Below are 26067 nucleotides of genomic sequence, written 5' to 3'. Positions count from 1 at the left end.
GAACGCGATTCATGCGAAAAGACCGGCTCGACGAGTAGTCGAGCCGGTCTTTCTCGTTGTCCTAATCGACGAGTGCCACCTCGTCCAACGCGTCCACCGTCGCGTTCTTCTTGTTGCGCATGACGACCAGGGCCACCACCGCGCCGGCCAGGATGCCCACACCGCCGGCGAGGAAGCTGACCGACATGGCGTCGGTGAACGCCTCCCGTGCGGTGCCGAACAAGGCGGTGTCGCCGGTGCGCGCGGCCAGCGCCAGCGCGTCACCGATCGAATGCCGGGCGGCCTCGGGCGCCGAGTCCGGCATGCCGGAGGTGTAGGTGCTGGACAGGATGCTGCCGAGCACCGCGATGCCGAGTGCGGCGCCCGCCTGCTGAATGGTGTCGTTCAGCGCGGACCCGACCCCCGCCTGCTCCCGCGGCACCGCGCCCATCAGGGCGGCGATGGCCGCGGGCTGCGCCAGTCCCGCACCGGCACCGAGGATTACCAGCGCCAGTGCGAGCATGCCGAAACCGCTGTCCGCGGCCAGACCGGCCAGCAGGCCGAGGCCGACGGCCGAGACCAGCATGCCGGTGACGGCGAGGGTGCGGTTGCCGACCTTGTTGCCCAGACTCGCGCCGAGTCCGTTGAACGCGATGGAGGCCACCATCATCGGAATGAACGCCAGCCCCGCCTTGGTCGGCGAGTAGCCGAGCACGAACTGCAGGTACTGGGTGAGCACGAGCAGCAGACCACCGTTGGCGACCTGGACCAGGGTGAGCGACAGGCTGCCGCCGGTGAAGTCACGGTTGCGGAAGAGATCGAGCGGGACCATCGGGTGTTCGACGCGCTTCTCCCACACGATGAACGCGACGAGACTGACGATCGCGATGGCCAGCGTGCTCAGCGTGGACGCGTGATCGAAACCGCCCTTGGGGAATTCGATGATGGTCCACACCAGCGCGGTCATGCCGACCATGGACAGCACCGCGCCGGGCACGTCGGGCGCGGTCCACGGCCCCTTGGACTCCGGCATCAGCACTATCGCGGCGACGATGGCCACGATCGCGACCGGAATATTGATCAAAAACGCGGCGCCCCACCAGAAGTGCGCGATCAGCACGCCGCCGAGCACCGGCCCGCCGACCAGTCCGAGCACCGAGGCGGCGCTCCAGAAACTCATCGCCTTGCGGCGCTCCTGATCGTCGAACACGGTGATCAGGATCGACAACGTGCTCGGAAGTACCAGTGCGCCACCGACACCCATCACGGTGCGGGCCACGATCAGCTCGATCGGACTCGACGCCAGCGTCGCGCCGAGTGAGGCCAGTCCGAACAAGGCCAGGCCGATGATCATCACCCGGCGCCTGCCGAACCGGTCGGCCAGGCTGCCCGAGGTGAGCAGCAGTCCGGCGAAAACCAGGATGTAGGAATCCAGGATCCACTGGATGTCCTGGGCGCTGGCGTTCAGGTCCTCGGCCAGCGGCGGCACCGCCACGGCCAGCACGAAATTGTCGATGACCAGGACCAGCGTGCTGAGGCACAGCACGATCAGAATCCACCAGCGCTTCGGATTGCGGGTCTCGATCGGATTCATCGGAAGCTCTCTTCTCACGGCGTTGCGTACAACGTTCTGTTGTTGCGAACAATGTACGCATACGTTTCAGCCGTTCGCAAGTGCGAACGTTGTGCGCTACGCTGAGGTCAACGGAAAGGAGTCGACGTGGCCGTCGAGAAACAGCAGGTCGGATCGGTGTGGACCCGTCCACGCAAGGGCAGGGAGCAGCCCGCGCTGACCAGGGAACAGATCGTGGCCGAGGCCGTCGCCCTGCTGGACGCCGAGGGCATGGAGGCGCTCACCATGCGTCAGCTCGGGGCCCGGCTGAACGCGGGTGCCACCTCGCTGTACCGGCACGTCGCCAATCGCGACGAGCTCATCGAGCTGGTCGTCGACGAGGTGTACGGCGAGATCAGGGTGCCCGAGCTCGCCGATCCGACGGCGTGGCGCGCGGCCACCGAGGAGTGCGCGCAAAGCCTGCGCGGGATGATCCTGCGGCACCCGTGGATGGCGTCGACGCTGGGTCAGGTGGGGCTGTCCTACCTGGGGCCGAATGTCATGCGGCTCAACGACGGCCTGGTCGGCCTGTTCGAGGCAGGCGGGTTTCCGTCGGCGGAGACCGACGAGGCGCTCAGTGCGGTGATGAGTTACGTCGTCGGAATGGGCATCAGCGAGGCGGCCTGGCTGGCGCTACTCGTCCGCTCCGGGCAAACGGAGCAGGAGTTCGTCGCCGCGCTGCGACCCGCGGCCGAGGCGGCGGCCAGGAACTATCCGAGGGCGCAGCAGGAGAATTGGGACGCCGACCCGAGCGAGCGCCGTGATCGGAAGTTCCGCTACGGCCTGGACCGCCTGCTGGACGGGCTCGACGCCCGCCGCGGCTGACGCCAGGTCGACGCGCTCAGTGCCAGGTGTGATCGGTGAGCGGCGTCCGCGGTCCGAACTTAGGCTTGTGTGCCTGACCGCTGATCTCCAGCAGCCGGACCGCCCGATACCGGTGCGGCCGAAGCGGTGCCAGGTACTCGACCATCGTGTCGTCGTCGATCGGGTGGCCCAGCAAGGTCCAGCCGATGATGGCCGCGAGGTGGAAGTCGCCGACCGACAACGCGTCCGCGTCACCGAACGCGCGCTGCGCGGTCTCGGCGGCGGTCCACTCGCCGATCCCGGCGATCGTCCGGAGCCTGCGGGCGGCCTCGGCCGGGTCGACACCCGCCGCCCGTTCCAGTGAGCTCGCCACCCGCGCGGCCCGCACGATCGTCTGCGCCCGCTGCGGACCGACATTGGCCCGATGGAAGGCCCAGGACGGCACCCGCCGCCAGGTATCGGCATCGGGTGGCAGCCGCAGGCCCTCCGGTGCCGGCCCCGGGGCCGGATCACCGAACTGCCGCACCAGCTTTCGCCACGAACTGCGCGCCGAGATGGTGTGCACCTTCTGCTCGAGCACCGCGGGCACCAGCGCCTCGAACACCAGACCGGTGCGCAGCATCCGCAAACCGGGGAAGCGGCGATGTGCCTCGACCAGCTTCGGATGATCCGGGACGAAGCCGTCCAGGTCCTCGTCCAGGCACAGCATGTGGTCGAGCCCGTCGAGGAACTCCTCGGCACCGGGCCCCCAGGCGTTGCCCTTCACCGCGCACGGCCCGGCCTGGGTCAGCCGGTAGGTGACCGGCCCCGACGACATGCGGGAGGCGTGCCAGTGCGCGCCGTCGCGGGTGGTCTGGTGGCACGGATCGCCCGGGCCGCGGCGCAGCGGCGCGATCGTGCACGCCAGGTCGATCGGACGGTCGGACGTCACGGTTCTGGTCTGACCGGTCGGATCACCTACCGGCTCGACCATCGCGCTACGCATCGGCTCATTCTGCCCGATGGCATCCGCGTGGAATGCGGCCAGTCCGTGATCGGTCGAGAAGGTCTTCGCGGACAACGGAATTCACCGCTATTCGATACCGAATGCGCATGACCGCAGGTCCCCGGTATTTTGTAACACGAAGAATGGACGTGGCGATATTGGTTCCGATCGGCAAACAGCTGGCAGTCGCCACATGGAGGTATCGAATGATCACCAACTTGCTCAACTGGTTGCTCGCCGCCTGGGGCGGTGTTTCCGCAGGTAGTTCGGGTTATCAGATTCCGCCGGGCACCCTGCCCTTCGGCAGCTGACCCGGCCCGCGTACTCGCCGGGGCCGCGCGTCCGGCGAGTGCGCGAAAGCCTCACGGCTCCAACAGGAATTGGGCCAGATGGCGGCTCCGGCGACCCGCCAATTGCGCCGCCTGAGTCCGGCAGGAGAAGCCGTCCGCCAGGAAAACGGCGGCCTCCTCGGCGGCCCGCAGCGCGGGCAGCAGACCGTTCTCGGCCACCGCAACCGAAATGTCGTAATGGTCGCGCTGCATTCCGAAGTTTCCCGCGAGACCGCAACATCCGGTGACCTCAGTCACATTCATTCCCATTGTGGTTAACAACTGGCGATCGGCCGCGAAGCCGAGCGTCGCATGATGGTGACAATGCGGCTGAACCACCACTGTTCGTCCGGGTAATAGCGGTGGCCGCCAGTTCGGTTGTTCGCTCAGGAACTCCGCGAGCGTGCGCACGGCCCGCGCCGTGGCCGCCGCGCGCGGATCCTCCGGTAGCAGTTCGGGCAGATCCGACCGCAGTACCGCGGTGCAGGACGGTTCCAGCCCGACCACGATGCCGCCGGCGCGCACGTGCTCGGCCAGCGCGTCCAGCGTGCCGCGCAGCCGCGCGCGGGCACCGTCGAGCTGACCGGTGCTGATCCAGGTGAGTCCGCAGCACACGCGGCGGGCGGGGATGCGCACGCGGTAGCCGAGCGACTGCACCAATTGCGCTGCGGCCAGGGCTATCTCGGGGTCGAAGGCATCGGTGAAGGTGTCGATCCACAGCATCACCTCGGGCCGGTCCCCCTCGGTTTCCGGGGTCTCGGCCGTCTCTACGCTGTCCTCCGGTTGATGCTGCATCGCAGGTGCGACTACGCCGCCGAGGTCGCGCCACATGCGGCGAAAGCTGCGGTCCGCCAGCCGTGGCACCTCGCGGCGCGAATCAATACCGGCCGCGCGCAACCCGATTCGGCGCAACACCGCGACATCAGCCAGTGCGTTGGCGGCGCGCGGCATCCGGGTCGCCACCGCCAGCCAGCGTGGCAGCCAGCCCAGTGAGTAGTGATCGAGCGGTCGCGGGCGGTGCCGGTATCGGCGATACAGTGCCTCGGCTTTATAGGTGGCGACATCGACGCCCGCCGGGCAGTCGGATCGGCAGGCCTTGCAGGACAGGCACAGATCGAGCGACTCCGCGACAGCATCGGATGACCACGGCAGCGCGCCGCGGACCACCTCCTGCAGCACTCGGGCGCGACCGCGGGTGCTGTCCTTCTCGTCCTTGGTGGCCAAATAGGACGGGCACATGAAACCACCGGCGGCGCTGGTATCAGCACGACACTTGCCGACACCGACACAGCGGTGCACCGCCGTACTCAGGTCGCCGTGGTCGTGCGGGAAGGCGAAACCCCCCGCCGGAGGTAGCAGCGGCAGATTGGCCAGTCGCAGGTCGGCGTCGACCGGTCGCGGTGCGACGAGCACCCCGGGGTTCAGCACTGCGTGCGGATCGAAAAGTGCCTTGTACCCGGCGAATACGTCGAGCACCGGTCGGGAGTACATGAGCGCGAGCAACTCCGAGCGAGCCCGCCCGTCCCCGTGCTCACCGGAGAGCGAACCGCCGTGCCGCACAACCAGTTCCGCCGCGTCGAACAGGAAGCGCCGAAACCGTTGCGGCGCATCGGCGATCGGGAGATCGAGCCGCACATGGATACAGCCGTCACCGATGTGGCCGTACAGCAAGCCGTCCACGCCGTGCGCGCGCGTCAGGTCGGCGAAATCGCGCAGATAGGCGCCGAGCCGTTCCGGCGGCACCGCCGCGTCTTCCCAGCCCGGCCAGGCCGGCTGCCCGTCCGGCGTGCGGCCGGCCAGGCCCGCGCCGTCCGCGCGGATATGCCAGAGTGCCGCCGCGGCAGCGGGATCGGTGACAATGCGGGAGTCCAGCGCGTCGGCCGACCGGCGCAGCTGTTCGGCGCCTGCCAAAGCCTCGGCGGGTGTGTCGCCGGTCGTCTCCACGAACAGCCAGCCGCCGCCGCGCGGCAGTTCGGGCACGGTGCCGCGATGGGCACGGACCGTATCGACCAGCCGCGCATCGATACCCTCGACCGCGGTGGGCTTGCAGGCCATCACGGCGGCGACATCGTCGGCGGCGGTGGCGATATCGGGGTAGCCGAGCACCGTCAGCACGGCGGCCTTCGGGAGCGGCACCAGGTCGACGGTCGCGTCGAGCAGCAAACCGCAGGTGCCCTCGGACCCGACGAACGCCTTCGCCACCGCCGAACCACGTTCGGGCAGTAGATGTTCCAGTCCGTAGCCGGAGGCTTGGCGTTCGAAACGACCCAGGACGGTGCGCAGCACCGCGAGATGCGCCCGGGTGAACTCGGCGAGACCCGGCAGCACCGACAGGTCGTGCGCGAGGGTTCGCTCGACGCCCGTCCCGTCGAGAATCCGCAGCTCCCGCACCGTGTCCGAGGTGCGACCCCAGGCGACCGCGCGCGGGCCACAGGCGTTGTTGCCGATCATGCCGCCCAAAGTGCAGCGGTTCTGCGTCGACGGATCCGGCCCGAACCGCAGCCCGTGCGGCCGGGCCGCACGCTGCAATTCCGACAGCACGACACCGGGTTGCACTCGGGCCACCAGTGCCTGCGGATCCAATTCCAGGATGCCGTTCATGTGCCTGCTGAAGTCGAGCACCAGCCCCGGCCCGATCGCGTTGCCCGCGACCGAGGTCCCACCGCCACGCGCCGTCACCGACAGCCCGTTGTCCCTGGCGAATTCCAATGTGATCGCCACATCCTGGTCCGTACGGGGGAAAACGACTGCTCGCGGCGGCACCCAATAGTTGGACGCATCCGACGAATACTCCGCCCGTCGGCGTTCGGACGCGTCGACCTCACCGCTGAGCCTGCTCCCCAGCGCCGCCACCATCCGGTCCTTGGTCACCACGCCAGCCTAAGCGCGGCTCGATCCCAGGCTGCCTTGGAATGGCCGGGTGTGCGGCTCGCAGTTTTGAATGCCGGTCGGCGAAAGGGTACGAGATCGCCTGCACATTTCGCTGTGCGCGGAATCGGAATCCGGCGGCATCGACTTGCTCTGAACCTTTGTTGAGGTCTTAGTGTCGGTGCCGACGGCTTTGATGGGTGGGGAGCGAGAGGACAGTACAACGTGAGTATCGAATCGGTGGCCTGGAGCCAGATGTACCGGCAGGCCAACGCGCCCAAGGAGCAGCGGCCGTTCAGCATGGCCACCGCCCGGCGCATTCTGCGCTTCGCCGCGCCACACCGGCGCCGGATCGGCGTGTTCCTGATGTTCAGCGTCGTGTCCGCGCTCCTCGCGGTGGCGACGCCGGTGCTGGCCGGGCGGGTGGTCAACAACATTGTCAGCGGTGCGGCCCCACGGATCGTGGTCACTCTTGCCCTGATCATCGGTGTGCTAGCGGTCTTCGACGCCGTGCTCGGCGTGATCATCCGCTGGTTGTCCTCGCGCATCGGTGAGGGCTTGATCCTGGATCTGCGCACCGCGGTCTTCGATCACGTGCAGAAGATGCCGATCGCCTTCTTCACCAGAACCCGGACCGGCGCGCTGGTCAGCCGGTTGAACAACGACGTGATCGGCGCGCAGCGCGCGTTCAGCGACACCCTGTCCGGCGTGGTCGCCAACCTGGTCACCCTCGCGCTCACCCTCGCCGTGATGCTCAGCATCTCCTGGCAGATCACCTTGCTCGCGCTGCTCCTGCTGCCGGTGTTCGTGCTGCCCGCCCGGCGCATGGGCAACCGGCTCGCCGACATGCAGCGCGAGGCCGCCAAACTCAACGCCGCCATGAGCACCCAGATGACCGAGCGGTTCTCCGCGCCCGGCGCGACGCTGGTGAAGCTCTTCGGCCGTCCGCACCAGGAATCGGTCGAGTTCGAGGTGCGCGCCCGCCGGGTACGCGACATCGGCGTGCGAACCTCGATGCTGCAGACCGTCTTCGTCACCTCGCTCACCCTGGTGTCGGCGCTGGCGATCGCGCTGGTCTACGGACTCGGCGGCTGGTACGCCCTGCGCGGCCAGCTGGACGCGGGCGCGGTCGTCGCCCTGTCGCTGCTGCTGACCAGGCTCTACACCCCACTGACCGCGCTGGCCAGCGCTCGGATGGAGATCATGGCCGCGCTGGTGAGCTTCGAGCGGGTCTTCGAGGTGCTGGACCTGAAGCCGTTGATCGAGGACGCCCCCGGCGCGGTGCCGGTGCCGGAGGGGCCGGTCGCGGTCGAGCTGGACGACGTGACCTTCGGCTACCCGTCCGCCGACAAGGTGTCGCTGGCCTCCCTCGAGGACGTCGCGACCTTGGACACCCGCGGCGGTGTCGACGTGCTGCACAATGTGTCGCTGCGGGCCGAGCCCGGCCAGCTCATCGCGTTGGTCGGCTCGTCGGGCGCCGGCAAATCCACGGTGGCGCAGCTGGTTTCCAGGTTGTACGACGTGGACAGCGGCGCGGTGCGACTCAACGGCACCGACGTGCGCGAGCTGACCACCGAGTCGATCCGGGCGGCGGTCGGCCTGGTCACCCAGGACGGGCACCTGTTCCACGACACCATCCGCGCGAACCTGCTGCTCGCCCGGCCGGAGGCGGCGGAGTCGGAGCTCTGGGACGCGTTGCAGCGGGCCAGGTTACGCGACCTGGTCGAGTCACTGTCGGACGGCTTGGACACCGTGGTCGGCGAACGCGGCTACCGCCTGTCCGGCGGTGAGCGCCAGCGCCTCACCATCGCACGTCTACTGCTCAAGCAGCCGCGCGTGGTGATCCTGGACGAGGCGACGGCCTCGCTGGACTCGACCTCGGAAGCCGCGGTGCAGGAGGCGCTGTCCGAAGCACTGGCCGGCCGGACCGCCCTGGTGATCGCCCACCGACTGTCCACCATCCGCGCGGCCGACCAGATCCTGGTGATGGAGGACGGCCGGATCGTGGAGCGCGGCACGCACACCCAACTGCTGGCCGCCGACGGCCGCTACGCCGAGCTGTACCGCACCCAGTTCGCCGACGACCCGGCGACGGTAGCCGCCTGATCGTCACGCGCCTGGGATGACGACGGCGCAGGCCGCCCGGTCCTCGGCCCGGGTCGGCTTGCTCCGTCTCGGGGCACCGCACGGAGGATCTCGGCTGGGCCCGATGCCGTGGTCCGACTGTGGCGCGCCGACTGGCTACTGGGGTGCCGCGTCGGCGTAGCAGGTCGTGTCCTCGGCGGGCAGCGTGCCCGTGCCGAAGTAGGTGTTGATCGCGTCGTTCACACAGGTACTCAGCTTCGGCCGAAAAGTCATGTGAATGCGCACATCCTGCAGGGTGACCAACCGCGACCCGGCCAAGTCCTGGTGCAACTGGACGGCATGCGCGTACGGAGTGCGCGGATCGCCGGTGGAGTTCACGATGAGCGCGGGCACCGCGTTGCGCACGACGGTCGCGGGCTCCACCGGTCCCGGCCAGAACGCGCACGGTTGAATATTGCTGGCCATCGCCCCGAACACCGGCTGACCGGCCCTGGTCTGTTCGATATTGCGCCAGTACCAGCCCGGGTCACGGGGCGCCCCGGCGTCACCGCAGGCGATCTGCGCCAACGTCGAATTCTCGCCGTCCCGCAACGCGGTGACAATCGCCTTCAGCCGAGGCGATTTCGCCGTCGTCGGCGGTCCGCCCGCGGCATCGGCGAGTTCCCGCAGGGTGTCGGCCAGCGCCGCGTTCAGCCGAAAGTTCATCAGCATCCCGTGCAGGACGAACGGCAGCCAGTGATCATCGACCGCGAAGCCGTCGACGACGATCGGTTGCCGCGCCACGGTCCGAACCAGCCCCTCGACCGCGCCGCGCACCTGCTGCGGCGTCGCGCCGAAGTGATAGGTGTCGTCCTGGGTCGCGGCCCAGGTGGCCCAGTCGTCGAGGGCGAGCTCGTCCGCCGGTCCCCAATCCTGCACCAGCCCTTCCCAATACCGGTCCGGGTCGATCGCGCTGTCCAGCACGATCCGCCCGCTGCGCTCCGGGAACATCTGGGTGAACACCGCACCGAGATAGGTGCCGTACGACAATCCGAAGTAGTCGACCGTCTGCTCGCCCAGCACGCCGCGCACGATGTCGATATCCCGGGCGGTATTGCGGGTGGTGAACTGCCGCATCTTCTCCGGGTCGTGGATCAGACAACCCGCGGCCATGCCCGCCGACTGCACCGTGTCGTGCACGAAGCCGAGCGGATCCAGACCCGCCGAGCGGATCATCTCGCCGACCGGCCAGCCGCAGCGCGGACTCCGCCCCGACTCGCCGACCCCGCGCGGGTCCATCCCGACCAGGTCGTGCGTCGCCAGGACGTCCGGCGTCAGTACGTCACCGAGCAGATCAATACTGTCCAGTCCCTCGCCGCCGGGCCCGCCCGGGTTGGCCAGCAGGATCCCTTCCCGCCGAGCCGGATCCGTGGCCGGGACCCGGGAGATCGCCACGGTCATCGTCCGGCCGTCCAGCCGTCCGTAGTCGAGCGGCACCAGCACGTCGGCGCACTGCCCGCCCGCCTTGTCCAGATTCTCGAGCTCGCACGGGTGCCATTGCAGCTGCTGACGATAGAACCGTTCCAGGCCGACCGGCTGCGCGTCACCCCCGGGCGCGGCATTGCTGTTGACCGGCACCGCGGCGAGCACCGACACCGCCACCACCGCCACCGAACGCCGGAACAACCGCACCAACACCAGACTCGCCTCTCACACGATCACAATCCTCGCCGCGCAGAGAACGGTAACGGATCGGGCCCGGCTCCGGTGGGCGTGGCGTTTCCTCAGGACGGCAGCGCGCGCTCGTCGAGTACGCATTTGCCCGCCTCGACCAGCGTCGTGCGGGCGCGCCGCCGCACCCGGCACCGGTCGACCGTGCAATCGAGGTGCAATTGCATTGCGGCATGGGCTTGTTCGACGGTCATGATGCCCGGGTCGGCGCCGCAGGCCAGCAGGGCCGCCACATGCATGTTCAGGTTGGTCAACTGCATCAGGAGACACCCGCCCCGTGCGCGCCTGCGGTCCATCGATGTCGGGTGGGCGCCGGCCGGTCGTCCGGCCAGGAGGATTGCCGCACGGCCATGCCGACCGCCTCCAGCGCGGTCAACCCGACCTCGTCGGCGAGTTCGCCGACCAGATCGAGCAGGGTCGGCACCACCTCGGCAACCCGCAGCGCGGCAACGGCTTGCGCACACGTCAGGGTGCGGCCGGGCAGGTAGGAAACCACCCAGCTCCCGTGTCCGACGCTGCGCGCGCGATGCGCGGTGAGATCGCTGGTCATCAAGGACGACGCAATGACATGTACAGCCATGACTCCTCGTTCCTGCGGGCGACTCCTGCTGAGTGCCCGGAGGTTTCGCGGCGGGACGCCGAGGATGGCGTTCGATCCCTCCGGGCATACTTCCAGCACACCATTGACGGGGGCGCGAAACAACGCCCGCGATGGATATCCAAAGATTTCGCGCGAATTCCCAGCACGAAAACCAGCCGGGAGGGGAGGATTCTCCATAGTGGACGAAAGCGCCCGCTGCCCAAGCGAAGTGACGGGGGACCGAGCTTGCTGGTTGCCCCCGCAAAATCACGGGTGAGCAGCCGAACACAGAACGGAGCGTGCTGTGTCAGCGAGTTCGGCAAGACTGTCAGCGAGTTCGGAGCGTACCGAGAGCGCCTCCTCCACCCTACCGCGCAGGCAGCTAGGCAGGTATCTACGCGACTGGCGCACCCAGGCCGGCCTGACCATCGCCGAGGCTTCGCGGCTGATGGAGTGGGGCGCAAGCACTTTGCAACGCCTGGAGAAAGGCCAGGCCGACCGCATCCGCACCATCGACATTCAGGAACTGTGCCGCATCTACGGCATCCCCGACGAGCTCGCCGACGGCCTCAAGGGCCTGGCCCAGCAGGCTGCGGTCAAGAGCTGGTGGCACGCCTACGGCGACCTGATCCCGGAGAACTTCGATGTCTATGTCGGCTTGGAAGCTTCGGCCCAGCAACTCAGTTCTTACCAGTCCGAACTGATCCTCGGTCTCCTGCAGACCGCGGACTACGCCAGGGCCCTGCATCGTCTCGGCTATCCGGACGATTCCGAGGCCGAGCTCGAACGCCGGGTACAGCTCCGGTTGCAGCGGCAGGCCTTGATCACCAGGAAGGCCTCACCCGCGACAGTTGCCGTGGTGTTGCACGAGTCGGTGCTGCGCCGGGTGGTCGGTGGCGCGAAAGTGATGGCGGCGCAGCTAAGACATCTTGCGGATTTGAGTACCAATGACAATGTTGCGGTGCGTATTCTGCCGTTCGCGGCCGGTATTCCGCTCGGGGATTCAACGGGACCGTTCACTGTTCTGGAGTTCGGTACCGATAGCAAAGGGCAACCGGTAGAACCACCGGTGGTGTATGTGGAGGGTTTCACCGGAGATCTCTACTTGGAAAGACCGGTCGATGTGCAGCGGTACCATCGGGCACACGAGTGCCTCCAGCGCGCCGCGCTGGATATCCAAACGAGTAGACATCTGCTTCGGCAGATAGCGAAGGAGTTTGCGGCATGAGTATCGATCTTATTGGGGCGCAGTGGTTTACCAGCGCCCGCAGCGGCAGCAAGGATTGTGTGGAAGTCGCCTTCCTCGGCGGCGGACATGTCGGTGTGCGCGACAGCAAGAATCCCGGCGGCCCGGCCCTGGTTTTCACTCCCACGGAATGGGATTCGTTCACGGCCGGTGTGGCGGACGGCGAATTCGCGCGTGCGTGAAGGTGTTCGGTAGTTGCGGAGTTCGACCGTGCGTGCACGAATCCATGGACAACGGGCTGCTTTCGACGCAGCCGCAGGGGCAGTGAGGCGGAGTCATGAGTGTCAATAACGGCGCGAATGTCGATCTGGACGGCGCGACCTGGCGTAAGGCCGGTGCGGGCGCGGGCAACGACAGCGTCGAGGTAGCCATGCTGGCAGACGGTCACGTAGGCCTACGTGACGGCAAGAACCCGGACGGCCCCGTTCTGGTCTTCACCCCGAGCGAGTGGGCCGCGTTCACCGCGGGCGTGCACGACGGCGAGTTCGACCGACCCGGCGCGTAGCCAGCGGAGCCCGGCCGCGTTCGAACGCGCGCCGGGCTTCATTGCGGTACCAGGTGGTTCAGCAAGATCACAAAATGGCGCAAATCGGGCAACAAAACGGGTTTCGCCAAGGAATTTTTCGGGTAGTTAATCTTTTGTGGATCGTGGGCTGAAAGGTTCCCACTCCCGGTACAAGAAATTGCGACCTGGGGACTGGGTGGAATGGTTGATCGTCGCGTTGCTGTTCGCAGTGACGTCGATCGGTCTGTTCATCCTCACCGGCTCACTGATGTCATCGCTGTTCATCGGCGTACTCGTGGGAGTTGTCGCCGTCGGTGTCGTGGCCATGCTGTGAGGCAGGTGTGCCCGCCGGCCGAGGATGATTCCGGCCGACGGGCACCTCGTCAACGACGAAACAGCTTGTTGCCCAACCACACCAGCGGATCGTATTTCTGATCCGCCACGCGTTCCTTCATCGGGATCAACGCATTGTCGGTGATCTTGATGTGCTCCGGGCAGACCTCGGTGCAGCACTTGGTGATATTGCAGAGGCCGAGCCCCTGCTCGTCCTGCGCCAAGCCCCGCCGGTCACCGACATCCAGCGGGTGCATCTCCAATTCCGCGATCCGCATCAGGAACCGCGGCCCGGCGAACGAGGTCTTGTTCTCCTCGTGGTCACGCACCACGTGACAGGTGTCCTGGCACAGGAAGCACTCGATGCACTTGCGGAACTCCTGTGAGCGCTCGACGTCGACCTGCTTCATCCGGTAGTCACCCGGCTTGAGATCCGCAGGCGGCGTGAACGACGGTATCTCCCGGGCCTTCTGGTAGTTGAAGGACACGTCGGTGACCAGATCCTTGATCACCGGGAAGGTACGCATCGGGGTCACCGTGATGACCTCGGCCTCGGTGAAGGTGGACATCCGCGTCATGCAGAGCAGGCGCGGTCGCCCGTTGATCTCCGCCGAGCACGAACCACACTTGCCCGCCTTGCAGTTCCAGCGCACCGCCAGATCGGGCGCCTGGGTGGCCTGCAGCCGGTGGATGATGTCGAGCACCACCTCGCCCTCGTTCACCGTCACGGTGAAATCGTGCAACTCACCGCCGTCGAGGTCGCCGCGCCATACGCGGAATTTGGCGTCGTAACCCATCGCTACGCCTCTCGCTCTGTCGATTTCCCGGCCGCCGCCGGATGCCCGGCGATTTCGTCGGGGGTGTAGTACTTTTCGAGCTCGCCGAGTTCGAAAAGGGCGAGCAGTTCCGGTCGCATCGGGGTCTGCTCCTTGGGCGTCACAGTGACGTCCGGGATGGTCTCCCCCGCCGTGCTCGGATCCACCGCACACACCAGCAGCTTGTGCCGCCAGTCGGGATCCATCGACGGATGATCGTCGCGCGTGTGCCCGCCGCGACTCTCGGTGCGCAGCAACGCCGCCTTCGCGACGCACTCGCTGACCAGCAGCATGTTCTCCAGGTCGAGCGCGAGATGCCAGCCCGGGTTGAACTGCCGGTGCCCCTCGACGGTGACCTGCTTGAACCGGGCCCGCAGCTCGTCGAGCTTGCTGAGCGCCTCGCGCACCTCGTGCTCCTTGCGGATGATGCCGACCAGGTCGTTCATCGTCTGCTGCAGATCGGTGTGCAGGGTGTACGGGTTCTCACCCCGGCCGTCGGAAGGCGGATCGAACGGCGCCAGCGCGACTTTCGCGGCCGCGGTGATGTCGGCGTCGGTGATCGAGGGCCGCTGCGCGAGCTGCTCGACATACGCGGCGGCGCCGAGCCCGGCCCGGCGGCCGAAGACCAGCAGGTCCGACAGCGAGTTGCCGCCGAGCCGGTTGGAGCCGTGCATACCGCCGGAACACTCACCCGCGGCGAACAATCCGGGCACCGTCGCCGCCCCGGTGTCGGGATCGACCTCGATGCCGCCCATCACGTAGTGACAGGTCGGGCCCACCTCCATCGGCTCCGCCGTAATGTCCACGTCGGCAAGCTCTTTGAACTGATGGTGCATGGACGGCAGACGGCGCTTGATCTCCTCGGCGGGCATACGCGAGGCGATATCGAGGTAGACCCCGCCGTGCGGCGTGCCGCGACCGGCCTTGACCTCCTCGTTGATCGCGCGCGCGACCTCGTCCCGTGGCAGCAGGTCAGGGGTTCGGCGGGCGGAATCGTTGTCGCGCAACCACTGATCGGCCTCCTCCTCGGTCTCGGCATACTGCCCCTTGAAGACCGGCGGGATGTAGTCGAACATGAACCGCTTGCCCTCGGTGTTCTTCAGCACGCCACCGTCACCGCGCACCCCCTCGGTGACCAGGATGCCCTTGACGCTGGGCGGCCAGACCATGCCGGTCGGGTGGAACTGCAAGAACTCCATGTTGATCAGCGTCGCGCCGGCCCGCAGCGCGAGCGCGTGGCCGTCGCCGGTGTACTCCCACGAATTCGAGGTCACCTTGTACGACTTGCCGATGCCGCCGGTCGCGAGAACCACTGCGGGAGTTTCGAAAAGCACGAATCGGCCGGACTCGCGCCAATAGCCGAACGCGCCGGAAATCCGGTCGCCGTCCTTGAGCAGTTCGGTGATGGTGCATTCGGAGAAGACCTTGATGCGCGCCTCGTAGTCGCCGGTCGCCGCGAAATCCTCCTGCTGCAGCGAGACGATTTTCTGCTGCATGGTGCGGATGATTTCCAAGCCGGTGCGGTCACCGACGTGCGCGAGCCGCGGGTAGGTGTGGCCACCGAAGTTGCGCTGGCTGATCCGGCCGTCCGCGGTCCGATCGAACAGTGCCCCATAGGTTTCCAGTTCCCACACCCGGTCGGGTGCCTCCTGGGCATGCAGTTCGGCCATGCGCCAGTTGTTGAGGAACTTGCCACCACGCATGGTGTCCTTGAAATGCGTTTGCCAGTTGTCCTTTTCGTTGGCATTGCCCATCGACGCGGCGCAGCCGCCTTCGGCCATCACGGTGTGCGCCTTGCCGAACAAGGATTTGCACACCACCGCGACGGAATGGCCGTGTTCTCTGGCCTCGATCACCGCGCGCAATCCTGCGCCACCGGCCCCGATGACGACGACGTCGTACTTGTGCCGTTCCACTTCTGGCATGGCCGCGAATACTCCTGGGGTTGGGGCGGGTCAGTTGATGAACCGCAAGTCCGAAATCTTCTCGCTGGCAACCAACATGACGTAGAAGTCGGTCAGCACCAGGGTGCCGAGGGTGGTCCAGGCCAGTGCCATGTGCCGGGTGTTCAACTTCGAGACCTGGGTCCAGAACCAGTAGCGCACCGGATGGGCGGAGAAGTGCTTGAGCCGGCCGCCCGCGATATGCCGGCAGGAATGGCAGGACAGCGTGTATGCCCACAGCAGGATCACGTTGACCCACAGGACGATGTTGCCGAGACCGAAGCCGAAGCCGCCGTCCGGACCGTGGAAGGCCACGGCCGCGTCGTAGGTATTGATCACCGAAACCAGCACGGCCACATAGAAGAAGTAGCGGTGCGCGTTCTGGATGATCAGCGGCAGCTTGGTCTCGCCGGTGTACTTGGCGTGCGGCTCGGCGACCGCGCAGGCGGGCGGGGAGAACCACACCGCGCGGTAATAGGCCTTGCGGTAGTAGTAGCAGGTCAGCCGGAAACCGAGCAGGAACGGCAGCACCACGAAGCCCAGCGGCAGGATCGCGGGCAGATCGCCGAACGGCGTGCCGAAGTGGCTGGAGCCCTCGACGCACGCGGTGCTGAGGCACGGTGAGTAGAACGGCGTCAGATAGTGGTAGTCGGCGACCCAATAGTGGTCGCGCGCATAGGATCTGACCGTCGCGTAGATGACGAACGCGGCGAGGCCGAGCACCGTGATCGCCGGCGGAATCCACCAGCGATCGGTACGTAGCGTGCGTTCGGAGATTCGAGCCCTGGTCCTGCTGAAGACGCCGGTCCCCGTTTCCGAGGTGGTGGTGGTCGGTGCGGCATTCACGACCGTGCCTCGCTGACGCTCAGCACCGTCGTGAATGCCGAGGGCGCTGTGTTTTTGGTTCGATCGCTGCGCTCACTCACTGGTGGATGCCTCGCTGATCTGCTGTGCGGGTGGTCATCGTTACCTCCGCAATCGAATGTGATGCCCAGCACCATACGACACCCTGGCTATCGCTCGAGCGGGGTCCCGGCATTCCAGACCCGCCGGGATGCCCGTGATTTGCGCCACATTCGATGTCGCTTCAACAGATAGTGTCCGGCGGTGAACGGACCGCAAACTCTTCGAACTCGACTAAAACAGAACACGATTCGACACAGGTGCGCGTAAAGGAAACCTAGGGTCGAAATGCCGACGCGCCCAGCGTCACACGGCGGCAACATATCTGTGGTCCTCTTTTTCCGAGATGTGCCCGCTGACGTGCGCCGATGTCCGCGTCGCGCAACGCCGGGACCGGTGGCGGCAGCTTGCACGACCATCGGCCTGCCGAGCGCCGCTGATCGGACATGGCGCCAGGCCGGGGGAAGGAAGACCATGATGCGAAGAGCCGCGATCGTCGCGCCGGTCCGTACGCCCAGCGGGGTCGAAGGGGGTGCGCTGTCGGGAATGCCGCCGGAGTGGCTGGCCTCGACGGTGCTGTCCGCGGTGATCGAGCGCTCCGGGGTCGACCCGATGCGCATCGAGGATGTCGCGATGGCCTGTGTCGACGGGGGTCTGGCCAACGGTCCGGAGTTGAGCAGGCTGGCCGCGCACGGCGCCGGGCTACCGTTCGCCGTGCCAGGGTTCCTTACCGATCGCCGCTGCGGCAGCGGCCTGCAGGCGGTGATCACCGCGGCCATGATGGTGCAGACCGGCGCCGCCGATGTGGTGGTGGCGGGCGGTGTCGAGTGCGCCGCGGATAGCACTGTCCGCCAGGGGGATTCGGCGCGGGTCGCCGATCTGCGCAATGCCGAGGAGCTGGCCCGCCACTACGGCATCAGCCGGGCCGAGGCCGACGAGTTCGCGGCGGCCAGCCATCGCAAGGCCGCGCGTGCCTGGCGGCAGGGCACTTTCGCCGCCGAGGTGATTCCGGTCGGCGTGGCCGGCGAGCCGGGCTGGTCCGCCGCGGATGTCGAAGGCACCGGGGGACATCGGATCCTGCGTGACGAGGGTGTGCGCGACGACGTCTCCACCTATACCTTGGCCGCGTTGCGCCCGCTGTTCGCCAATGGTGTGGTGACCGCGGGCAATATGACCGCGCACCGGCACGGCGCGTCGGCGTGTCTCGTGGTCGCCGAGGAGCGGCTGGACGAGCTGGGCCTGACGCCGATGGCGTATCTGGCCGGCTGGGCCGCGGCCGGATGTGCTTCGGCGACGGCGACGCTCGGTGCCGCGCCCGCCGTAGCCAAGGTGCTCGGCCGCACCGGGATCGGACTCGACGAGATCGATCTGGTCGAGGTCAACGAGGGTTTCGCGGTGGAAGTGCTTGCGCTGGCGCGGGAATGGGATTTCGATCCGCGGGATCGGCTGAACGTGAACGGTTCGGCCATCGCACTGGGGCACCCGGTGGGCGCCACCGGCTTGCGGATCATGACCACGATGCTGCACGAACTCGCCCGCACGGGCGGCACCTACGGCCTGGAGGCGATCGCCCTCGGCCACGACCACGGCATCGCCGCGCTGTTCGAATCGGCGGCGGCCGCCCCGATCACCGAGACGCCGCGCGGTGCCCGGTTCCACGGTGCCCGGCCGGCTCGGCGGTTCGGCCGTCATCGGGCCTGACCGCGACATGACTTCGCGGGCCCACCGGCACGGCGCGGGCCCGCGAAGGTGTTCGATCGTGCGCTACTCGGTGCGCGGGCGTGAGTGGAAACCCAGCCCCTCGTCCTGTGCGCCCATCCAGGCCGCCTCGTCGGACTTGCTGTCCGGGACGTAGATGGTGTCCTGCGGGCGGCGGCGGACCTCCGGCGGCGGCGACTGCTCGAGCTCGTCGGCGTCGATGACGAGCCGCTCGAGATCGTTCTCCAGCCGCCGCACCATGTTGGCGTCACCGTAGTGGGCCCGCAGTGCGCCGATGGATTGCCGGAGCTGGCCGACCGTGTAGCGGAGTTCCGCGATTTCGCTGCGTGTCATCGATACCTCCTGTGTTCCGGGCAGACATGCGAACTCGGTGGGTAACGGGTACTTCCGTGTGCTGCCTGGAAGCGCGCTGCACCAAGCCGTGTGACTCACCACACAACGTGATCTTTAACACAGTACAGAAAGATTCTTGATCCGGCTCGTCAGCTGCGAATCTTCGGCAGTTCGCCCAATTGTTGCTCAGCCTTCGGCATCGCGCTTCGTGTGAACCGACGGTGGGTCAATTTCGGTGATCCCGGCCCGCTCGGCACTCATCCGGCGACGGCGTACTCCGGTCCCTGCCCGCGCAGGCTGGCGACGACCTGATCGACCAGTCCGACGATGGACAGCGCGACCTCCTCGGCCCGCTCGAAGATCACGCTGTGCCCCGCCCCTTCGAGCGGAACCAGCTGCGAGCCGGCCAGCTGCGAGGCGAGCACCACCGAATGCGCGAACGGCACCACGATGTCCGCCGTGCCCGCCAGCACCAGCGCCGGGATGGCGCCGAGGCGGTGCAGGGTCGCGGTCTCGTCGAAGGTGATCAGCGAGGCGAGGAAGCTGGACATGGTCAGCAGTGGCGTGTCGTTCAGCATGGCGGTGGCGACCGCGACCATGCGCGGATTCACCTTTCTGGTGCCGGAATTCGCCGCCCGGATGATCGGCTCGAAGATCCGGCGGGACAGCCGCTTCGAGCCCTGCATGACGCGCGGCGCGCGAACCACGGCCACCTGCAGCGAGTTCACCGCGCGCCGCTTGAGGAACCGGCCGAGGCCGACCTCGGTGATGCCGTTGGCAGCGCCCGCGATCAGGCCGACGCCGACGATGCGGGTGCCGATCATCTCCGGGAACAGCCGGGCGTAGGCGAGCACGACCATCGCGCCCATCGAATGCCCGATCAGGATCACCGGTCCGGTCGGTGCGACCGTCCGCAGTACGGCGTCGAGATCGTGGCCGAGCTGGTCGATGGTGTACGTCGACGGGTGGGCCTGCCCGGATTCGCCGTGGCCGCGGTGGTCGTAGAACACCATCCTGGTCTCGGCCCCCCACTGATTCAGCAGTTGGTCGCGCAGGAAGCGCCACGACTCGGTGCGTAAGCAGTGGCCGTGGGCGAACACCACGGTGAGAGGTGCGGTGTCGGTGCCGAACACGCGGACCGACAGTGGAACGCCGTCGGCGGCCGACACCGTGACACGGTGACCGTCATAGCCAGCGGCGCTGCGGGCGATGATCATGGACATGACGTCCTCCTGGGGAGGGTGCATCCTCGCGGAGCGTTCTTGCCCGGTTGTCGATATACATTTCCGCTGCGTTAGCAGGTCATACCTGGCGTTATGGACAAGTTGTCCAACTGACGCCGGGGACGTAGTTACCGGCCCGGCGCCGCTCCCCTCTCGGGCAATCTAGGAATCCCTAGGTCAAACACTAGATTTCGATAGAGAACCATGATCGTCCGTCGCTTGCCCGATATCGGCCCCTCGATCGAATTCCCTAGACTCCCTTAGATTTGGTTACAGAGCGGCCACCGCTCCCCTGCCATGAAAATCTATGCCTATCTAGTGATTTGCCAATATGGGCGGATATTCGCCTGACGATTGCACCCGCCGGACGTCACGTTCGTGGCACAGCGTTATCGAACGTGACGCCCGGTGAGCGGCCGACCGTTTACGGGGTGGCGGTGCTGCGGGTGGACGGAAGGAACGGGCGCAGCAGGTTCTCTTCGGTGGACGGGCCGACCCGCCACTCGGCGATCCACGGACCGGTGCCCTCGCTGGGGTCGAACACACCCTCCTCCAGCCAGGTGTAGCGCCCGGTGAGCACGCCGCGGGTCAGCGCGCGATCGTCGTCGTCGGTGTTGTCCCAGAGCCGGTCGAACAGGCTGCGCACCCGGACCCTGGCCTGCTTGCAGAAGGCGTCGGCGAGCTCGGCGGCGGCGTTGGCCTCCGGTGCGCCCGCGGCGTGCAGTGCGTGCGCCCGTACGCAGGCCGCCGACATGGCGAACAACTCGGCGCCGATATCGACGATCCGGCCGAGGAAGTTCTGCTTGTACTCCAGCTTCGCCTGCCAGCGGCCCATCGCGTACATCAGCGACCTGGCCTGTTTGCGCGAGCTGCGCTCGATGAAGCGCAGATGCTTTGCCAGCGAGCCGAATTCGGTATAGGTCGCGGGCACGGTGCCCGAACCGACGGCGAGTTGCGGGAACCACTTGGCATAGAAGCCGGTCGCGCCGACCGCCGCCTTGGCCTTGTCCTTCAACTCGGCGTTGCGGTCCACCAGCGCGCCGGCGGCCGCCATGTGCGCGTCGGCCATCTCCCGGGCGATCAGCAGTCGCATGATCTCGCTGGAGCCCTCGAAGATCCGGTTGATGCGCAGATCGCGGACCAGTTGTTCGGCGCCGACCGCGCGTTCACCGCGGGCCGCGAGCGAGGCCGCGGTCTCGTAGCCGCGGCCGCCGCGGATCTGCACGAGCTCGTCGGCGATGGTGCAGCTCATCTCGCTGGCCCACAGCTTGGCCAGCGCCGCCTCGATGCGGATGTCGTTGCGCGCCTCGTCGCACATGGCGGCGGACAAATCGAGTGCGGCCTCCAGCGCGTAGGTGGTCGCGGCGATGAAGGAGATCTTCTGGCCGACCGCCTCGTGCTCGCCGACCGGCCTGCCCCACTGCACCCGCTCGGTGCTCCACTCCCTGGCGATCTTCAGCGACCACTTCGCCGACGCGGTGCACAGCGCCGGGATGGCCAGCCTGCCCGCGTTGAGGGTGGTGAGCGCGATCTTCAGGCCGTCGCCTTCGCGCCCGATGAGGTTGGCTCGCGGCACCCGTACGTTGTGCATCCTGGTGACGCCGTTCTCGATGCCGCGCAGGCCCATGAACGCGTTGCGCCGCTCGACGGTGATGCCCGGCGAATCGGCCTCGACCACGAACGCGGAGATGCCGCCGCGATGGCCCTCGCTCTTGGGCACCCTGGCCATCACCACCAGCAGCTCGGCCACCACGCCGTTGGTGGTCCACAGCTTGACGCCGTTGAGCTCGTAGGCCGTCCCGTCGTCGACCGGGGTGGCGGTGCTCGCCATCCTGGCCGGGTCGGAGCCGACGTCGGGCTCGGTGAGCAGGAAGGCGCTCACCGCGCCCGCGGCGCAGCGGGGCAGGAACTCCGCTTTCTGCTCCGCGGTGCCCGCCAGCTTCAGCGGCTCGGGCACGCCGATGGACTGGTGCGCCGAGAGCAGCACGCCGAGGCTGGGATGAGCCGAGCCGACCAGCATCAATGCCCGGTTGTAGCCGAACTGGGAAAGTCCCTGTCCGCCAAAGGACTCCGGAATCTTCAGGCCGAAGCAGCCGAGCTCGGCGAGCCCCTTGACGTACTCGTCCGGGATCCGGCCCTCCGCCTCGATCACTGCGCCGTCGATGGACTCGCAGAACGGCCGCAGCCTGGCGAGGTAGGCCTCGGTGCGGGCGGCATCCTCCGGGCTCGGTTCCGGGTAGGGGTGGATCAGATCGAGCCGGAACCGCCCGAGGAACATCTCCTTCGCGAACGATGGTTTGGCCCAGCTGGTTTCGCGGGACTCCTCGACCAGTGCGCGGGCCTGTTCTTCGGTGGCGTCGACTTTCGCGGCTGTCGCCATGCTGTCCTCCTCGGACGTGATCAGGATCACATTCGAGTGTAAGAACTTTAGTTACCGGCCGGTAGGGCTGCAGGTCGATTGATTTCTATCGATCTCTAATGATCTTGGTAGACGGGCTAATTCGAGGCTATCCGATCGTTCGCTTTTCAGATCGTCAGACGCTGCGCAGATAGCGGCCGAAGTGCGGCACGGTGAATCCGATGGTGCCGCGCTCGGCCGAGTAGATCAGGCCCTTCTTGATCAGACCGTCGCGCGCGGGCGAGAGCGAGGCGGGTTTGCGGCCGAGTTCGCTGGCCACCGCCGAGGTCGCCACCGGGCCGTCGTCACCGGCCAGATCCGCCATGGCGCGCATGTATTCGCGCTCGGCCGGCGTTGCCCGTTCGTAGCGGGAGCCGAAGAAGCCGACCGCCAGCTCCTCTTCCGCAGTCGGCGAAGCCACCTCGACATCCTCGGCCGTGATCGGGCTCTCCGGCGCCTGGTCCCAGGCCGCCTTGCCGTAGGCCTGCACAAAGTACGGATAGCCATCGGCCTTGTGGTACAGCGCATCCAGCGCCTCGTCGGTGAACTTCACCTCCTCGCGCTCGGCGGGCGCGATCAGCGCGAGGTCCGCGGATTCCCGGTCGAGTCGATCGATGCGGTGGTAACTGAACAGGCGCTCCGAGTAACTCTTCGAGGCGGACAGCACGGCGGGCAGGTGCGGCAGGCCGGCCCCGACCACGATGAGCGGCGCTGCGTCCTGGCTCAATTCGTGGCAGGCCCCGCAGATCGCGGAGACGTCGGCCGGTCCGAGGTCCTGCATCTCGTCGATGAAAATTGCGATGCCGACACCGATCTCGCTGGCCAGCGCGGCCGCCTCGACCAGCAGCTCGACCAGGTCGATCTCGATGTCGCCGGAGTCCGCGCGCCCGGTCACCGCGGGCACGTCGATACCGGGCTGCCAGCGTTCGCGCATGCCCTTGTCGGCGGTGGCGCGCAGCGCGAAAGCCTTGAGGATGCCGAGGAAGTCGTCGACCCGTTCCGGATTGCGGTGTGCCATGGCGATCGCGCGGACGGCCATATGGAGCGCCGAGGACAGCGGGCGGCGTAGCTCCTGATCCGGCCGAGCCTCGATCTTGCCGGTGCCCCAGCCGCGCGAGATGGCGGCGGAGCGAAGTTGATTGAGCAGCACCGTCTTTCCGACGCCACGCAGCCCGGTGAGCATGACGCTGCGTTCCGGACGGCCGCGGGCCACGCGCTCCAGCACGATGTCGAAGGCGGTGAGTTGCTTGTCGCGCCCGGCTAATTCGGGTGGGCGCTGTCCGGCTCCGGGAGCATACGGATTCCGCACGGGGTCCATACCCTGACACCGTAGCCCGTTCGGTCCGGAGAATCTGCCCGTATCTACGGCGTGTCCTAGATACGCCTAGCGGAAGGTACTGCACGATGGCACTCGCACTATTGCTATAGGCCCGGGACTCACTACGCTGGTGGCGTTTCCGGCGAGTATCGGAGGGGCATGTCCGACGAACCCACCCCCACCACGGCCGAGGTGGTCGAATCCTGGAACGTTCCGGCGGGTGCCACCGTCGCGCGGCGCATCCGCTCCAACATCCTGGTGGCGATAGAGCGCGGCTATGACGATCCGCAGCTGGTGGCGGACCTGGCGGTCGGGCCGTTGGTGATGGCGCTGGGTCAGCTGGAAGTCGGGCTGGCCGATGCGCGGCGCCGGATCGCCGAACTCGAGCGGGCGCTCGCCGAACGTGACGACGAGTCCTCGAACGGCCACGAATCCTGAATTCTCAGCGGCCGATTCGGACATTTGCCGCCGATCGGTAACGGACACCGCTGCGCCGATATCGTGTCGTGACCTAGTGGGCGTGTCGCGTTTCCGGGCGATCGTCCAGCGGGTTTGCCGAGAGTGAAAAACTCGCAGGTCTGTGCGCTGGACAACACCGCGTCGGCATCGTAATCTCTTCGTGACTTAGTGGAGTCCTGTCGCTTCGAAAGAGAAGCGGCGCCACAGAGTTACCGCCTTAGCGGCCGTCGGGGCCATCTTCCCGGCTGTCGTGCCGGGATCACCTACAGGGTTCATTCGGGTGATGCCTTGCGGCCATTTTCTGGTCAGCTAGCCCGGTCGGCGGGAAAGCACGAAGATCGGAGACGTAGCTCGGTGGGTAAACACAGCATGCAGCGGGATTCTCGCTTGCCGAATTCCGTCAAGGGTGCCCTCGTGATGGGCGCGGTGGCCGCGACAACCGGTGCCATGCCGGCGATTCCCGCGATGGCGGCAACCGTCAGCATTCCCGGCCTCGGCAACTTCGATGTTCCTGTTCCGCAGGAATACGAGGCGCCGGTCCAGCAACTGAACCAGCAGATCCAGCAGGCTGTCTCGGCGATGCCGAACGCGCAGCTGCCCGGTGCACCGCAGCAGTCGGCGCCCGGCGTCCCCAACTTCGCGCCGAACATGCCCGGCATGTTCAATCCCGCTCCCAGCGCCAGCGATATCGCGCTCGACGCCGCCAAGACCAAGGTCGGCGCGATGTACTCCTGGGGTGCCGCAGGCCCCTCCAACTTCGACTGCTCGGGTCTGGTCCAGTGGGCCTACCGGCAGGCCGGAGTCGAACTCCCCCGCACCAGCTTCGAGCAGTCGCACGTCGGCGCTCCGGTGGCCTTCCAGAACCTGCAGCCCGGCGACATCGTCATCACCAACGGTGGTAACCACGTCGGCATCTACGCGGGCGACGGCAAGCTGCTCAACGCCGTCCAGTCCGGCTCGCCCGTCTCCTACACCCCGCTCCGCCCCGGCGACGTCGTCACCGCACGCCGTATCGTTTAAGGGTGACCCCCGCCGATAACGGCATCCGTGCGAACGGAAACAAGAGCACTGCGACGCAGGCCCGAGTCGATTCCTGGACTTGGGCCGTGCGCCTGTTCAAAACAAGATCCGCCGCCGCCGCGGCCTGCAAAGGCGGTCACGTCCGCGTCAACGGCGTCGCGGCCAAGCCCGCCCAACCGGTCAAGCCCGGCGACGAGGTGCGCATCCGCGTCAGCGGCCTCGAACGCATCGTGATCGTGGAACAGATCGTCACCAAGCGCGTCGGTGCCCCCATCGCCGCCCAATGCCTGATCGACCGCAGCCCGCCGCCGCCGTCGCGCGAACTCCTCGCCGCCCTGCCGCGCCGCGATCGCGGTTCCGGTAGGCCCACCAAACGCGAACGGCGCGAGACGGATCGGCTTCTCGGTCGCACCGAAGAGTGAACGTTCAGGTCGAAGCTCGTGCGGTCAGGTAGTTCACCGCAGCGGCGATTGTGAACGCGCCAGCGGGAAGATCACGGCATCGCGGCGAGTTTCGCCGGAATAGCAATGTTCTCGTCAGCCCAGTGAATCGCACAGACCCGGTGGTATCCATCGGCGATCACCATCGGCGCCCCGGTGCGAAAGTCGCCACGCACCAGCAGGATCGGCGACAGCGCCTTGCCGTTGTGGATCTTGATCAGATCGCGGCGGACATGCAGGTTCTCCGGTGGCAGCAGCTCGAGCCGCGCGGCACGGAGAATGTCCTTCGCCTTCTTGTGCACGATTGGGGCGGCCCGCAGATCGTCCACCACCGCGCTGACGATCTTCGGTCCGGCCAGCAACTCCAGATAGTCGGCGGCCGCGGGGTAGTCGTGCGCCTCGGGGACGTCTTTCCACCGCACAGCGATGATCTCGGTTGCCATAGGCCACATCCTCGCGG

Annotated in this window: 24 protein-coding genes; 10 read left to right on the top strand and 14 right to left on the bottom strand. The window is 67.2% G+C overall.

Translation table 11 applies throughout. From position 1 onward, the window contains the following. Window positions 1-61: 61 nt before the first annotated feature. Window positions 62-1573 carry an MFS transporter gene (locus tag IBX18_RS04560; RefSeq protein WP_194832435.1) on the bottom strand — a complete coding sequence of 504 codons (1512 nt, stop codon included), beginning with the start codon at window positions 1571-1573 and terminating at the stop codon, window positions 62-64. A gap of 126 nt (window positions 1574-1699) precedes the next feature. Here IBX18_RS04560 and IBX18_RS04555 point away from each other — a divergent pair, with 126 nt between their 5' ends. Continuing rightward, window positions 1700-2416, top strand: a complete 717-nt coding sequence (locus tag IBX18_RS04555) for a TetR/AcrR family transcriptional regulator (RefSeq protein ID WP_147132935.1) — start codon at window positions 1700-1702, stop codon at window positions 2414-2416. Between the two features lie 16 nt (window positions 2417-2432). On the opposite strand, the gene IBX18_RS04550 is transcribed toward IBX18_RS04555, so the two are convergent. Together IBX18_RS04550 and IBX18_RS04545 are read right to left on the bottom strand one after the other, a co-directional pair. After that, entirely contained in the window at window positions 2433-3380 is a 948-nt protein-coding gene (locus tag IBX18_RS04550; RefSeq protein WP_194832744.1) for a DNA-3-methyladenine glycosylase, read from the bottom strand. A 362-nt stretch (window positions 3381-3742) separates the two neighbouring features. Then, on the bottom strand, window positions 3743-6565 hold the full coding sequence (locus IBX18_RS04545; RefSeq protein ID WP_194832743.1) for an FAD-binding and (Fe-S)-binding domain-containing protein: 2823 nt from the start codon (window positions 6563-6565) through the stop codon (window positions 3743-3745). Window positions 6566-6802: 237 nt separating this feature from the next. On the opposite strand from IBX18_RS04545, the gene IBX18_RS04540 reads away from it, so the two are divergent. Continuing rightward, window positions 6803-8683, top strand: a complete 1881-nt coding sequence (locus IBX18_RS04540) for an ABC transporter ATP-binding protein (RefSeq protein WP_194832434.1) — start codon at window positions 6803-6805, stop codon at window positions 8681-8683. A gap of 135 nt (window positions 8684-8818) precedes the next feature. Here the strand turns inward: IBX18_RS04540 and IBX18_RS04535 are convergent, their stop codons facing one another. From IBX18_RS04535 to IBX18_RS04525, 3 genes are all read right to left on the bottom strand, one after another. After that, window positions 8819-10339 carry an alpha/beta hydrolase gene (locus IBX18_RS04535; protein ID WP_194832433.1) on the bottom strand — a complete coding sequence of 507 codons (1521 nt, stop codon included), beginning with the start codon at window positions 10337-10339 and terminating at the stop codon, window positions 8819-8821. 86 nt (window positions 10340-10425) lie between these two features. Continuing rightward, the gene (locus tag IBX18_RS04530; RefSeq protein WP_107653436.1) at window positions 10426-10632 is read right to left on the bottom strand and encodes a hypothetical protein; all 207 of its coding nucleotides are present in this window, start codon (window positions 10630-10632) and stop codon (window positions 10426-10428) included. Further along, window positions 10632-10952, bottom strand: a complete 321-nt coding sequence (locus tag IBX18_RS04525; RefSeq protein ID WP_194832432.1) for a hypothetical protein — start codon at window positions 10950-10952, stop codon at window positions 10632-10634. The genes IBX18_RS04530 and IBX18_RS04525 overlap by 1 nt, the downstream gene beginning before the upstream one ends. Before the next feature lie 304 nt (window positions 10953-11256). Here IBX18_RS04525 and IBX18_RS04520 point away from each other — a divergent pair, with 304 nt between their 5' ends. From IBX18_RS04520 to IBX18_RS04505, 4 genes are all read left to right on the top strand, one after another. Continuing rightward, a complete protein-coding gene (locus IBX18_RS04520) occupies window positions 11257-12180 on the top strand; it encodes a helix-turn-helix transcriptional regulator (RefSeq protein ID WP_306796127.1) in 924 nt (307 codons plus the stop codon). Continuing rightward, on the top strand, window positions 12177-12380 hold the full coding sequence (locus IBX18_RS04515) for a DUF397 domain-containing protein (protein WP_194832431.1): 204 nt from the start codon (window positions 12177-12179) through the stop codon (window positions 12378-12380). Before IBX18_RS04520 ends, IBX18_RS04515 begins: the two co-directional genes overlap by 4 nt. Window positions 12381-12475: 95 nt before the next feature. Further along, window positions 12476-12703 carry a DUF397 domain-containing protein gene (locus IBX18_RS04510; protein WP_107653433.1) on the top strand — a complete coding sequence of 76 codons (228 nt, stop codon included), beginning with the start codon at window positions 12476-12478 and terminating at the stop codon, window positions 12701-12703. A 196-nt stretch (window positions 12704-12899) separates the two neighbouring features. Beyond that, on the top strand, window positions 12900-13037 hold the full coding sequence (locus IBX18_RS04505) for a hypothetical protein (protein ID WP_228540563.1): 138 nt from the start codon (window positions 12900-12902) through the stop codon (window positions 13035-13037). Between the two features lie 49 nt (window positions 13038-13086). Here the strand turns inward: IBX18_RS04505 and IBX18_RS04500 are convergent, their stop codons facing one another. Genes IBX18_RS04500 through IBX18_RS04490 form a run of 3 tightly spaced genes read right to left on the bottom strand, consistent with a single transcriptional unit; the run spans window position 13087 to window position 16640 of the window. After that, window positions 13087-13833 carry a succinate dehydrogenase/fumarate reductase iron-sulfur subunit gene (locus IBX18_RS04500; RefSeq protein WP_147132954.1) on the bottom strand — a complete coding sequence of 249 codons (747 nt, stop codon included), beginning with the start codon at window positions 13831-13833 and terminating at the stop codon, window positions 13087-13089. A gap of 2 nt (window positions 13834-13835) precedes the next feature. Then, on the bottom strand, window positions 13836-15776 hold the full coding sequence (locus IBX18_RS04495) for a fumarate reductase/succinate dehydrogenase flavoprotein subunit (RefSeq protein ID WP_194832430.1): 1941 nt from the start codon (window positions 15774-15776) through the stop codon (window positions 13836-13838). A 30-nt stretch (window positions 15777-15806) separates the two neighbouring features. After that, window positions 15807-16640 (bottom strand): hypothetical protein, encoded by an 834-nt coding sequence (locus tag IBX18_RS04490; protein WP_194832429.1) that lies wholly within the window; start codon window positions 16638-16640, stop codon window positions 15807-15809. 531 nt (window positions 16641-17171) lie between these two features. On the opposite strand from IBX18_RS04490, the gene IBX18_RS04485 reads away from it, so the two are divergent. Then, window positions 17172-18398, top strand: coding sequence for an acetyl-CoA C-acyltransferase (locus IBX18_RS04485; protein ID WP_306796125.1), 1227 nt, complete (start codon window positions 17172-17174; stop codon window positions 18396-18398). A 63-nt stretch (window positions 18399-18461) separates the two neighbouring features. On the opposite strand, the gene IBX18_RS04480 is transcribed toward IBX18_RS04485, so the two are convergent. The 4 genes from IBX18_RS04480 to IBX18_RS04465 form a co-directional block, all read right to left on the bottom strand. Next, entirely contained in the window at window positions 18462-18749 is a 288-nt protein-coding gene (locus IBX18_RS04480; RefSeq protein ID WP_107653429.1) for a hypothetical protein, read from the bottom strand. A 257-nt stretch (window positions 18750-19006) separates the two neighbouring features. Beyond that, window positions 19007-19972: an alpha/beta fold hydrolase gene (locus IBX18_RS04475; RefSeq protein WP_194832428.1), complete on the bottom strand. Its 966-nt coding sequence runs from the start codon at window positions 19970-19972 to the stop codon at window positions 19007-19009. 424 nt (window positions 19973-20396) lie between these two features. After that, complete coding sequence (locus IBX18_RS04470) at window positions 20397-22352, bottom strand: acyl-CoA dehydrogenase family protein (protein WP_194832427.1); 1956 nt, start codon at window positions 22350-22352, stop codon at window positions 20397-20399. 154 nt (window positions 22353-22506) lie between these two features. Next, complete coding sequence (locus IBX18_RS04465; RefSeq protein WP_194832426.1) at window positions 22507-23688, bottom strand: ATP-binding protein; 1182 nt, start codon at window positions 23686-23688, stop codon at window positions 22507-22509. A 159-nt stretch (window positions 23689-23847) separates the two neighbouring features. Between IBX18_RS04465 and IBX18_RS04460 the strand changes: the two genes are divergently transcribed. From IBX18_RS04460 to IBX18_RS04450, 3 genes are all read left to right on the top strand, one after another. Continuing rightward, window positions 23848-24126, top strand: a complete 279-nt coding sequence (locus IBX18_RS04460; RefSeq protein WP_194832425.1) for a hypothetical protein — start codon at window positions 23848-23850, stop codon at window positions 24124-24126. A gap of 408 nt (window positions 24127-24534) precedes the next feature. Further along, window positions 24535-25167: a C40 family peptidase gene (locus tag IBX18_RS04455; protein WP_306796124.1), complete on the top strand. Its 633-nt coding sequence runs from the start codon at window positions 24535-24537 to the stop codon at window positions 25165-25167. Between the two features lie 2 nt (window positions 25168-25169). Then, on the top strand, window positions 25170-25589 hold the full coding sequence (locus IBX18_RS04450; RefSeq protein WP_306796123.1) for an RNA-binding S4 domain-containing protein: 420 nt from the start codon (window positions 25170-25172) through the stop codon (window positions 25587-25589). Between the two features lie 71 nt (window positions 25590-25660). Here IBX18_RS04450 and IBX18_RS04445 read toward each other — a convergent pair whose 3' ends face one another. Then, on the bottom strand, window positions 25661-26038 hold the full coding sequence (locus IBX18_RS04445; protein ID WP_147133158.1) for a hypothetical protein: 378 nt from the start codon (window positions 26036-26038) through the stop codon (window positions 25661-25663). Between the last annotated feature and the right edge of the window lie 29 nt (window positions 26039-26067).

Source organism: Nocardia sp. XZ_19_369 (assembly GCF_015355715.1).
Taxonomy (GTDB): Bacteria; Actinomycetota; Actinomycetes; order Mycobacteriales; family Mycobacteriaceae; genus Nocardia.
The sequence above is the reverse complement of the archived record's forward strand: the minus strand, read 5'-3'. Positions and strand labels throughout refer to the sequence as shown.